The following is a 12220-nucleotide window of genomic DNA, read 5'->3' as shown; positions in this document are numbered from 1 at the left end:
TCATCTGTTCAACTAACAGGTGTGTTAGTTGAGATCCATGGCTGCCATTTGGTGGCCTTTGCTTAATAAACTAAAGGGGCAGGATTAGCTGAAGAAGGTTTTTGAAGAAAAATCAAGAAGTTTTATGCAAAAGAATATGAAGGGATGGTACGTATTAAATGAATGATGTAATCGATTTGATTGACACAAGAAAACCTGGTGTTACGGATTTAGATATAAAATCAGCAGAAGAACAATTAGGAGTTGTTTTTCCCAAACAATACAAAGAACTTTTTAAACTATCTAACAATGCTCAGATCGATGAATGGACTCTGTTTCCTATTAAAGACTCTAAAAACTTAAAGAGAACCTGGGATGATATTGTAAGACAAAATCAAGATGTGAGAGATGAAGGCATGGCTGATGACCTAATATCTATTGGTGAAGATGGTACAGGGGACAAATTATGTTTTCGGATTGTTGATACGATAATGGATAGTAAAATTTATATTTGGTATCACGAAACCGAAGAATTAGAAGAATTAGCTTCTAACTTAAAAGAATTTATTAAATTGTGCAGGCTGGTATGATCACACCAAGCAGTTAGTACATATCCTGTGGGATAGTCCGGTTAATTTCTCATTACTTGAGGATCGAGTTTAATATTTTCGATAAGGCAGACTGTTCAACTTTTTGGCGGAAATAATTATGAGCTTAAAAGCAACCACTTTTTTGGTTGTTTTGGTTTTAGGATTTGATTTTAAAACCGTTCCCAAAGCAAATGAAGTTTATCGGGAATCGGATTATTAAGGGTGGCGAACACTACACTTTTTTATTTTCGTTTGTCAAAAGTCAAATGTGCAGCAGAATGAAAAACGCGGCATTCGTCAACGGTAAATGGCTGAACGAAGGGAATTAAGGAGTTGATGAATTCGCTCATCCCGAACCCGCTTACACATTAGTTCAGTAGGATGGTAGTAATACAAACTGGATTGAACACCATTTATATGTGTGTGATAAGGATAGTGACGAATTAGCTTAACATTTAGCACGATCTATTTTCTTATTCAACTATCGGGCAGATTAGCGACATAAGCTCTCTGAAACTTTCCAAGCGAGGTCTGCTTGATACGACATCAATTAATCTCCCATTATAAAGAAATTGGAGAAATTGAGAATGATCATCTTGTCTGACAAACGATCGAAAAATTGAAGTGGGGTGTTCCTTGATGACAAATAGTATGAATCCTAAGGTTGATGAATATTTAAGTAAAGCTAAAAAGTGGCAGGAAGAATTCGGGAAATTGAGAAAGATCATTCTTGATTGTGAGTTGACCGAAGAATTTAAGTGGATGCATCCTTGTTACACGTTTGAGAAAAAAAACATAGTTTTAATACATGGATTTAAAGAATATTGTGCGCTTTTGTTTCCCAAAGGATCCTTGTTACAGGATGCCCATGGGATTCTAATCCAACAAACGGAGAATGTACAGGCGGCGCGCCAGATTCGGTTCACCAATGTTCAAGAAATAGTTGAAATGGAAACCATCTTGAAAGGGTATATTTATGAAGCCATTGAAGTTGAAAAATCTGGTTTGGAAGTGAATTTTAAAAAGAAGGCAGAATTCATAATTCCTGAAGAATTTCAAAATAAATTCGATGAAATCCCTGCCTTGAAAACTGCTTTTGAAGCATTGACGCCGGGACGGCAAAGAGCATACATTCTTTATTTTTCTGCACCCAAACAATCCAAAACTCGAGTGCGAAGGGTAGAAAAATATATGCAGCAAATTCTCAATGGAAAGGGATTAAATGATTAATTTATTCGATGAGAAAACAAATTAATCAAACTTTAAGATATTGTTCATTCGAACTCCTTTTTGAATCGCAGGTAACACCCAATCATATAATTTGATTCGTAGAGTATAAGCAAACTACGTGTACCAGGCTTACGCATTACCAGCTAAAAAAAGAAAAATACTGCACACAAAAGTGTACCCTTTGGCTTTTTGCTGAAAGGTACACTTTTTTTGAACTAACGGGGGCCGGGCAATTAAATGCTACGTTCCGTAAAGAAAAAATCAGCTAACTTAAATTAACCGCATTTATTCCACTATCTAATGAGATGCTAAAAATTTGTCCTGTGTGGGATGAACGGTATGTCCGCACGATGATTTAAGAGGCAATGTCAGTTGGTCTTGAACGTAGATACGTTACTGGTACTGGATCAGGTATGCCTATTGGTTTATTGAAGGATCTAAAATGTGGGACAAATGGGGATGGCGTACAGAGGTACAGAGTCGGCATTATATAAATTCCAGAAAGCTAAAAAGAAAACAGCTGATAAAAAGGCAGGTGAAGCTACTTTCACTATATTGTTTGCAGCATGATAAAAAGCCCTCTCCAAATGGAGAGGGCTTATTTTTGTTATATCATACTTTTGTTGTGTATCCTTATCGTTCTTGTAGTCCTATAATCTCATTTAATTGAGTATAGAAACCTATTTAGTAGGTAAGGATGGGAAAGTCTCATAGACTCATATTTCCATCAGTTTAAGTTTTTTGCACCAAAACTACACATTCTGCAATTAAATTTCGCTCTAATTTAATATAGATTATAAAATGAACGTTAATAGATGAATTTTTGTAAATAAATTATAAAATAATCATCAAACAATACATATATTATTAGAATTTTCAGTATACAATGAATGTTAAATAACAAGGAGGTCTATAAAATGAAAGCGGATACAAAAAATAAAATAGTTCTTGGATGAAGGCGTTACATGGGTATCAGTCCATCACGGCGGCGGAGCCGGATTGGGTTACTCTTTTACATGTAGGAGTGGTTATTGTGGCAGACGGTACGAAAGAAGCAGAGTCACGCATTGACCACAATTTCTTATGGGGTGTAGTGCGTCACGCTGATGCCGGATATGAGCTGGAAAATTAAAACAACGTGAAAAAGGAATTAACATTCCAATGCTTGATACATGAACTGATCAGGTATGATCGAAGAAACGGCAATCCACGGGGCTTTGCCCGTTTGAACGCCAAGAATTTACCCAGCATGAATTATATAATAGGGGGAATAATTATGGGATCACCAAATGTGGCGACAAATACGAAACAAGAGAAGCCGCAAATTCAATCAACTACGAATATATTGAAGTTTATTATATATAGTTTAATAGGAAGTTTTATGTTTTTTATTCCTATTACCATAAATGATGTTTCAAGCATACCAATTGATCATATAGTAACATGGATCAAAGTAACCTTGCCGTCAGCCGTTCCTGTTTATGCGCTTATTGTCATTCTATTGGGAGCTGTTTATCCGTTTATTTCAAAAAGCTGTAATAAAGATAAGGTATCAATAGTTTTTTCTTTCTTAAAAGTAATAGGCGCTGTTGTTGCGATCTTAATATATTTCAAGATTGGACCCGAATGGTTAATGGCCCCAAGTATGGGTCCTTTCCTTTTCGAAAAACTTGTCATACCTGTTGGACTTGTCGTTCCCTTTGGTGCTATATTTTTGGCGCTACTCATTGGATACGGGCTTCTCGAATTTTTGGGTGTACTGATGCAGCCAATCATGAGGCCGATATTTAAAACGCCAGGGCGCTCAGCAGTTGATATGGTTGCTGATTTAGCAGGAAGCTACTCGATTGGTATGCTCATTACGAATCGACTATATAAAGAAGGAAAGTACACCGTTAAAGAAGCTGCCATTATTGCAACCGGTTTTTCAACCGTTTCGGCAACGTTCATGATCGTTGTAGCAAAAACTCTCGGGCTTATGGACATATGGTCCCTTTTCTTTTGGGTTTCTTTAGGGATAACGTATCTTGTCACTGCTATTACCGTACGTATTTGGCCATTGAATAAAATGAGCGACGAATATTATTCGGATAATGCGGATCCAGAAGAAGTAATCAAAGAAGGACTTTTCAAAAATGCCTGGAACAGTGCGATGGTGGGAGCAAACAATTCCGTAAGTCTTGGCAGAAATTTATGGGAAAACTTAAAGGACGGTTTTCTTATGACTATGAGCATTCTACCGTCCATTTTGTCCGTTGGGCTCATCAGCCTTGTATTAGCGGAGTATACTCCAGTATTTAATTTACTTGGCTATCTTTTTTACCCTTTTACCTGGGCATTACAAATACCTGAACCATTTTTGGCTGCAAAAGCTTCAGCTATAGGAATTGCGGAAATGTTCCTGCCGGCGCTTCTTGTAGTTAAAGCACCTCTGGTAACTAAGTTCATTATTGCCGTGGTTTCTGTATCATCCATATTGTTCTTTTCAGCGACGATACCTTGTATCCTATCAACCGAAATCCCAATCAGCATTACGAAGTTGGTTGTAATCTGGTTTGAACGGACGCTCATTACGTTAATTATTACAGCACCTATCGCAATATTGCTGCTTTAGTACGAAACAACGAATTAATTATATGAGAACTTATCGATCATAAATCGAACATATGCAATTGTATTATAAGGTCGAAAAGTAAAAGTAGTTTTTACTCGAAAGGGAAATCAACCTGTAGGATATACATGGCTTCATCACGAAAAAAAAAACTGCTCATACTGGCGGAAAATCCAATGAATGAAGCACGCTTAAAAAGTGTGCTTTATTTACTAATCATATACAAGAAGAAACCATTTCGTGATTAGTACTATTTTCGCGCATCTTTATAAATTTCTGATCTAGTATTAATTCTTCACCCATATACGTCACATACTAAAACTGGAATGGCTTTTTCAAATATTCATGCATATGGAGAACGGGGAAACAAATTGAAAGGAGTTAGGAGAAAACGGCTAACTAAAAAACCCTCACAAAAATGGAATGTGAGGATTTAAAGGTTATCGAACTGTTAAAAAACATGAAACTAAAAGGAAAATCACCCTCGTTGATAACTGAATTTTCTGATTTTTAATAGAATAACAACAGAGACTACTAGTAACTATTAAAATAAATCAATAGAATATGCATCTATTTTTCTGGGGTCTTTTTCTTTTAATAATCTCATTTCCCCTGTTTTCATTCCAAGTTCTTTACATGCTCTAGGAACCAATTCAAGAATTTCATCATTGGCGATTTCATAATTATAGGTTGATTTTAATGAATGTCCCAGTTCTATAGTGCTAATTTTGTTGAATTTTTCACCAACTATAAGCATATCGTATTTTTTGGTGATCTTTTTCCAAGATTCTTTTGAATCTATTGTTAAAGCAGATTCTCTTACATCAATTAATACTTCGGTAATTTTTTTTAGTTTAACCATGTTTTAACACCTCCTATAAAATCTTATAGGTCTATTATACCGTAGATGTAGGTAAGTAAGTTGAAAAACACTTCTATAGTACGATGGAAACTTATGGTGCGTACGTCATGTTCAAAGATATTCGAAGAGCGGTTGAAGGCAGGATAGTAAGTTTTACGGATAAAAGTAAAAAGGATGCCATGTATTTGAAAAAGGATAATTACTGCGGTAGTTGTGGAAAGTCTCCCCTAATAGCCTTTCTCGTTGATTCGTGAACAACATCAATTAGTAAAGTAAACTTCTCATACCATCTTTGACGAAACAATCAGTAAATCAGGCAAAGCGTTGTATTTAACTCCTTGACTTCTTCTTGAAGTTCTTCGTTAAGTGAATCTAGATCGACTGAATTTGCAATGGTTGTATTAGTCCAAGGAAAAGCATTTCAACAGACAATAAAGGTTTTTTTGTAATCGGAAAAATTAACTATATACCTTGTTTCGTTAGCTCTTCGGATTGGTGTGGAACAATCAGAGGAGTTGGATTGTATTACCCCATAATAGATTGGCAATAACAAAGTATATGACAACCTCTCTTTGTCATACCATTTAGAAAAAGATAAGGGTGTGACAAAGCTGACTAGGAAAAAAAACAATCAAATCGTTATTTATATAATTAAAGGCTCAACAATTAAAAGATTTTTAATCCTAGATCTAATTATTGGATCAGGAATTTTTTATGTAGTCAAATTTATTTCTTCAAGCATATTAATAGCGAGTGTGAGCAGTTTTATTGGAACAGAGGGAATTAAAAAGGCACCGAAAGTTCTAAAGTATGCAATTGAATCAATATCAATGGACTAGATGTTAGGAATAAATATAGACCTTGCCTGTTGCAAAGTCCAAAAAATTTCGAGATTAGAAGGTGAGATAGGGGGATTTCCAAATTCGATAAAAAGCAGAAATAAGGAATCTGAATTCATGTTTGATTTTAAATTAAACAAAGAAACCTCAAAGAAAATTCAATTTAAGCAATTGGCCAATCAAACATGTATCAATTGGATTGGATGCACGATCAGCCAATCTGAATTTATGTGAAATGTGGATATTGTACCGAATGATTCTGTAAAATAAACTGCTTCTCAAAAAAAATTTCCTACATCTCATGTATTGTCACATACACACAGCATATGTGAAGTAGCAGTATTCACTACTTGTAAGGGAAAATTAATGCGAAAGATGTAATTATGAAACAATAAAGTGGTAACTAGCTCAAAGCTTATATTTAATTACGTATGTGCAAAGTTTGAGTTATACTAGTAAAAAACATCCGTCTAGGATAGATGACAGTAAGCTTCTTGAGTGAAATACATAAAAAGGATTGGTGAATAAGAATGGCAATAGTTGATGTAACAGTTATTCCAGTTGGTACACAAACTCCAAGTGTTAGCAGCTATGTGGCAGATATTCAAAGAGTATTAAAGGAATATGAAAAAAAGGGAGAAATTCGTTTTCAACTGACACCCATGAATACAATCATTGAAGGCGACCTGCCTAAATTGTTTGAAGTGATCCAAGCGATGCACGAAGTACCTTTTGAAAAAGGTCTTGCTAGAGTTTGTACGAATATCCGAATCGATGACCGTCGTGATAAAGAACGCAAGATGGAAGACAAAGTAAAGCGAGTGAAGGGCATGCTTGAGGAATAAAAGCTTCTGTAAGGGTCTCCAGTGAAATGGTTAAAAAAACAGGAGAACTGAGCATTAGATTAAGATAATACTTCATAGGATAGTTAGTCCATTATGAGAGCTGATTTTTTGACTAGGGGGACTGTAGGAACCATGGGAAACCTTAAGAGACATGGAATTCGAGCCTTGTGGACTTGACAGTCAATTGGGGGCTGATTATGCTATGAAGTATGTTCCGGTCGAAGGTTACCCATGGGAACGCGAACAATATATGTCCATGTATAAATAGCTTTAAAGCCTTGGTATTACTGAGTGTCTCAGTTACCAAGGCTTTTTTATAAAATGAAAGGGAACCGACAGGCTGCCCACTTGTATGATATTTCGTATTTTTATTGGCATAATCCATGTATTTTGAATATCCATCCACATTTTTTTCTTCGAGTTCCTTAGGCACCTGCTGTTGTTTGCATCCTGCCGTGCCCAAGTGTATATATTTCATGCTATGAGAATAGGTAGTGATAATGACAAATGAGGCTCAAAAAAAGATGAAGAAGAACAGTAGTGTAGATAAGAATCCTATAAAGGACAATTGTTTGAAAAATGGTTCCAGTATTTATTCTATATTCACTGAAAATTATAAACGTTCGCCATAAAGTTCTTTTTCTTCATTTGGATGAAAAAGGGTGAATCCTTTTGAGCAAATCACAAACCTTCTATCTATCTCGAATCCAGCCATATTCAAAATTTCAACTGTCCCATGTGAACCAGTTCCAGCATACCCGCAACTACAACCAGATAGGTGTAACTCATTTCCTTTTTTGTCTATAAGGATGAGGTCGCTATCGACCAAAATATTGTCGTCATTAATTTCTTTAACAATTTTTGCAATTTTAAAACGGTCAAATTGGTCTTTAACTGCTTCGAATAACGCAATACTTTTATTGGTAACACCACGGTCTTCACCGTAATCTTTTATTACCAATACTTCCCGATCATATGATTTCTTATATAGATGGTACTTTTGGTAAGTGACGTCATTTATTTTACAAATAGTTGGAGTATTACTATTCAGATTTCTATTCGTAGATTTATTAAACATTGGACCCCTCCTAAATAGTTTTTTTATTAAGTTTATTAGGAGAAATAGAGATTAGTACAAAGAATCTGCTAAGGGGCAAAAATATTTTTTATTTCTAATTCTCGTTTAAATATTTGAAAAGAATGATTTAAAGATGATGAAGAATTAATGGGAATGAATCGATACTTACAATAGAGTTGGTGGAGCTGTGAGGAGGATGTATGATTGAATCAAAATTAAAAAGCACCAAAAAAGGTGCGTCCTAGTTATAAATCTTCTTAAAGTAATGAACAAGCATTATGTTCATGACAATTTCGACTATCGCAAACAAATCCAGCTTCAATTGATCCCATACGTCATAAGCCCAGTTCACCTCTCTTTAGTAGTATCAAGAATATGATTGTAGGCTTAGTATTGTAAGTCCTTATCTTGAGACAGTAAATTATCAAAAGATGATTGTATAGTACTATCCATTTGAAACACTCCTACTAAAAATATGATAGGGAAACCTACACCGCTGCCGTTCTTCCCGATTATGCCAGTTATTCCAATTATAATTATTCAAATAAAAAATATACTTACAATAACTTTTTAGATAATTTGGCGCATTGTTAAATAGCCGATATAAAACTGGCCTTGTCATGGCCCTAAGACTCATTCTGTAATTAATAAAAATTTTGAAATGACCTTAAATAATATATTTAATAAAAAAGCTTGTAAATGGGGAGTAAAGCTTTCGAAGCTCCAAATAAATGATTACGAATAAAGGAATTTTAATCAAATAACCTAATTGGACTCTACTGAACGTATACATCTATTATGATTCAATCTAATTAGGAGGGAATTATGACAAAACATCGTAAAGTGAAACCCTATTTAACGACACGTAGTTTGCTACCGGAAAATCAGGAGACACCCATTCAATTCATCAATGATGATAGTATGGAAAATCAATTATTTTATAGAAGGAACCACTTTTCATATCCGACTCTTTCCTATTCAAACTATTGGCTCCCCATAACTGGGCTAGTTTCAGCTCCATTACTACTGTCTATACAAGACATTCTTCAATACCCCTCAAAAACGGTGGAAGTTGTCCTTGAATGTTCGGGAGACAAGCGTAATCTCTTCGAACCTAAAACTTTTGGAGAACAATGGGGAAAGGGAGCAATTAGCCAAGGCATTTGGAGGGGTGTACCCTTACGGACCTTACTTGAACTATCTGGAATTGGAGAAGGGGCAAAAGAAGTTGTCGTGGAGGGTTATGATTATGGAAGCAGAACCGATCTAGATGAGGTTTACACCTACACTAGGAGTTTGCCTATCGAGAAAGCACTGCACCCGGATACGATTATTGCATATGAGTATAATAACCAGCCAATTCCTTTTAAACATGGTTATCCACTGAGGTTAATAGTTCCGCAGTGGTATGCAATGGCATCTGTTAAATGGATAAAACAAATAAGTGTTATTAATTCTAATTTTACTGGCCCTTTTCAAACAATTGATTACATGTATTATCCAAATAAGGACAATGACCTAGATGCATTTCCAGTCACTACGATAAATATAAATTCGACTATACAAAAACCGCTGGATATGGAAATTTTAAATACTGGTAAGCATTCAATAAAAGGGATTGCATGGACAGGTAAAGGAGTTATTACAAAGCTGGAAATAAGTATTGATGGTGGAAATACATGGAGAAACGCCGATATTTCACTTGGTAAGAATGTAGGTTATGGATGGGTTACTTGGTCATTTGAATGGACTATATTAGAAAAAGGTGAATATACGATAATATCTAGAGCAACAGATTCATTTGGTCAAATTCAACCTTTATTACCTTTTTGGAATGAAAAGGGTTATGGGCATAATGCGATTGATAAAATTCAGGTTAAGGTAGAATAAATAGAAATTTATTTTGAAGAAATCTGGTAAAACAACTTTCAAAATGTTTGCTTCATAACAAAATAGATGAATATATTCAGGAATTGAATGGATATAATTTGATTGTGCAACTCTCGGAAATTATTGCTCACCCTGGTAAGCCCTCTTATATAGAGTATCCAGTTTGTAGACAAAAGGGGAGGGCGTATTGTCCTCAGCTTGAACCAGCATGGGAGCGTAGGAGAAAGGGCCCTGAAAACGCATCTTTCATCAAGTGATGTTCCCGTACCAACTGATTAAAAGCAACACCTTCAACTCCACAGATATGGTTTCTATCAAAATTTATAACAAAGGTGATTGGAGAGGAAGGCGCAAGACTTCTGCGGGAAAAGCGCGTCTAGGGAAGACCCCGCAGGCTCAAGACGAAGAGGCTCCAGGACCGCCCGCGGAAAGCGAATGCATTACGTTCAAACAACGTTCAAATTGTACAAGCCGTAAAAAGACTGTAGGCAAACTCGCTCTTCTTCGAGTTTGTCTACAGTCTGAAGCCCTCTTATATAAAGGTTCTTTTTGTAATATTACGGTCTTATATTTTATGTCTAACCTTTAACTGACTTATTCATGAATAATCAAAAAAGCGCTTTGAACATTTTAGTATAATCGAGCTAATTGCTCTTTTTGAAAAATGTTAATACTATTAGTTGTTTTGCTCAATAAGAGAATTAATCAATCTCCCGTAATTTTAAGCAGTTTGTTTTGAGGTAAATGCTTATTAAAAGTTAGTTGGCAAAGTAAGAAAAATATCATTTTTCTCCTTTTGGGAAAAATAACCTCGTTGTTAAGTTATGGTTATTCCTATATAATTTTCTAGAAACATAGAAATGTTATGAATAGGAGAAAAGTATGAAAAAACTGTTGACCATTTTACTTTCAATTACGTTGTTAATTAGCTTATTCCCACAATTAACATCGGCAGCTCAAAGCAATAATTTTGAGCAAGAACTTACAAAGTATTTAAAAGAGGTAAGCCATGTAAGGGGCTTTGAAGTGACGAAGGATGATATTGAAAATTCTCTTTCTTATTACGATGAGGGTATTGAAGACTTTCAATCTATTGATGATCTAAAAGATGCTTTAGGCGAAGTTATTAAAGCGGATTTAAGTAATTTAGATGCCATTTATGAGGATAATAACCTAACCCATGAAGGCCTAATTAAACTATTACACGAAAATGGCGAAGAACTTGACGATTATATCTTTATCTGGAACCTTGATGAAGCTGTATATTTCTATGCAGAAGAGGGAGATTTTGAACGCGATCCAAACTTTGACCAGGAATTAGTCAAATATTTAGCCAGGGTTAGCAAGGAAAGAGGCTTCGAAGTAACAAAAGAAAACATTGAAGCGTCATTAGACTTATATGATTTTAGCATGGAAGAATTTGAGTCTGTCGAAGAGCTTAGCGAATTCTTAGGTGACGTCATAAAGGCAGACCTAAGCAACTTAGATTATTTTAATGAGAATTATGGACTGGATAAACGATCCCTTCTACAAATGTTAGAAGAAAATGGTGAAGATATTAACGATTATATTTACATAGATAATCTTGAGGAAACTGTTTGGACCCTTACTGGTGGGGAGTTGGAAGGTGAAGTTGTCGAGGATCTGCTTCCTATTTTCGAAGAAGAACTCGGTCTTACGGAAGAGGAACTATTGCGACTTGAAGACCATTTAATGTCTTTGGAAGAGCATCTTTCCGATCCGGCAACAGTCGAGCGACTTGAAGAATTGGGCAACCGCATGATGGCTTTTGAGGAATTTGAAGTAGCAACTGAGCTTACAGCAGAACAGATAGCTGAAATGGCATCTATCTATGAAGAATTACTTTCCATCTTTAAGCTAAAAGTATCCTATTCCCTTGTGAAAAGTGGCACGGAATCACCTGTATCCCTTTTGGATTTAATGAAATTGGAAGAGTTGAAGGGTGCTAACCTGAAAATAGCGATATACACAACTGACGGGAAGTTCTTAGCCGATCTTTTGATTACGGGTGATATGGTCGATTCTAACACTGTTACTAATGCAGGCCAACAAATAAAGGAATCTGCTAAAGAAGTGACAAAGACGATTGAAAAGGCACCAGTTGCTAAACCAGTTAAACAAAAGATCATCAGCACTCATAAGAATTCGGAACATCAAACGGTAAAAGGGGCTAAACTTCCAAACACTGCTTCCGATTATATCCCTAATGCCCTTTTAGGACTGTTCATTGTCTTGTTCGGAAGCTTGATGTATCGAAAAATCAGGAAAGCTTAAT

General features: G+C 35.5%; 9 protein-coding genes and 3 pseudogenes. 9 read left to right on the top strand and 3 right to left on the bottom strand.

Going from position 1 to position 12220, the window contains the following annotated elements:
- Nucleotides 1-158 precede the first annotated feature (158 nt).
- The 6 genes and pseudogenes from QUF94_RS17770 (at nt 159) to QUF94_RS17745 (ending at nt 4413) form a co-directional block, all read left to right on the top strand.
- Nucleotides 159-569, top strand: coding sequence for an SMI1/KNR4 family protein (locus tag QUF94_RS17770; RefSeq protein WP_289317011.1), 411 nt, complete (start codon nt 159-161; stop codon nt 567-569).
- Nucleotides 565-685, top strand: a pseudogene (locus QUF94_RS17765) (iron chaperone); the annotation flags it as partial. The gene QUF94_RS17770 and the pseudogene QUF94_RS17765, both read left to right, overlap by 5 nt.
- 523 nt (nt 686-1208) lie before the next feature.
- Nucleotides 1209-1799: a YdeI/OmpD-associated family protein gene (locus tag QUF94_RS17760; RefSeq protein WP_289317010.1), complete on the top strand. Its 591-nt coding sequence runs from the start codon at nt 1209-1211 to the stop codon at nt 1797-1799.
- A 227-nt stretch (nt 1800-2026) separates the two neighbouring features.
- Nucleotides 2027-2236, top strand: a pseudogene (locus QUF94_RS17755) (phage major capsid protein); the annotation flags it as partial.
- Between the two features lie 520 nt (nt 2237-2756).
- A pseudogene (locus QUF94_RS17750) lies at nt 2757-2975 on the top strand (urocanate hydratase); the annotation flags it as partial.
- A gap of 100 nt (nt 2976-3075) precedes the next feature.
- On the top strand, nt 3076-4413 hold the full coding sequence (locus QUF94_RS17745) for a YjiH family protein (RefSeq protein WP_289317009.1): 1338 nt from the start codon (nt 3076-3078) through the stop codon (nt 4411-4413).
- 541 nt (nt 4414-4954) lie between these two features.
- Here QUF94_RS17745 and QUF94_RS17740 read toward each other — a convergent pair.
- A complete protein-coding gene (locus QUF94_RS17740; RefSeq protein ID WP_289317008.1) occupies nt 4955-5272 on the bottom strand; it encodes a hypothetical protein in 318 nt (105 codons plus the stop codon).
- A 1369-nt stretch (nt 5273-6641) separates the two neighbouring features.
- Here QUF94_RS17740 and QUF94_RS17730 point away from each other — a divergent pair.
- Nucleotides 6642-6956, top strand: a complete 315-nt coding sequence (locus QUF94_RS17730; RefSeq protein WP_289317007.1) for an MTH1187 family thiamine-binding protein — start codon at nt 6642-6644, stop codon at nt 6954-6956.
- Between the two features lie 142 nt (nt 6957-7098).
- Here QUF94_RS17730 and QUF94_RS17725 read toward each other — a convergent pair whose 3' ends face one another.
- Both QUF94_RS17725 and QUF94_RS17720 read right to left on the bottom strand, forming a co-directional pair.
- Complete coding sequence (locus QUF94_RS17725) at nt 7099-7434, bottom strand: hypothetical protein (protein ID WP_289317006.1); 336 nt, start codon at nt 7432-7434, stop codon at nt 7099-7101.
- A 135-nt stretch (nt 7435-7569) separates the two neighbouring features.
- Nucleotides 7570-8034 carry a hypothetical protein gene (locus tag QUF94_RS17720; RefSeq protein ID WP_289317005.1) on the bottom strand — a complete coding sequence of 155 codons (465 nt, stop codon included), beginning with the start codon at nt 8032-8034 and terminating at the stop codon, nt 7570-7572.
- A gap of 825 nt (nt 8035-8859) precedes the next feature.
- On the opposite strand from QUF94_RS17720, the gene QUF94_RS17715 reads away from it, so the two are divergent.
- Together QUF94_RS17715 and QUF94_RS17710 are read left to right on the top strand one after the other, a co-directional pair.
- A complete protein-coding gene (locus QUF94_RS17715; protein ID WP_289317004.1) occupies nt 8860-9924 on the top strand; it encodes a sulfite oxidase in 1065 nt (354 codons plus the stop codon).
- Between the two features lie 882 nt (nt 9925-10806).
- Nucleotides 10807-12219: a processed acidic surface protein gene (locus QUF94_RS17710; RefSeq protein ID WP_289317003.1), complete on the top strand. Its 1413-nt coding sequence runs from the start codon at nt 10807-10809 to the stop codon at nt 12217-12219.
- Nucleotide 12220: the final 1 nt, after the last annotated feature.

This window comes from Peribacillus sp. NJ4, assembly GCF_030348345.1.
In the GTDB taxonomy this organism is placed as follows: Bacteria; Bacillota; Bacilli; order Bacillales; family DSM-1321; genus Peribacillus.
The sequence above is the reverse complement of the archived record's forward strand: the minus strand, read 5'-3'. Positions and strand labels throughout refer to the sequence as shown.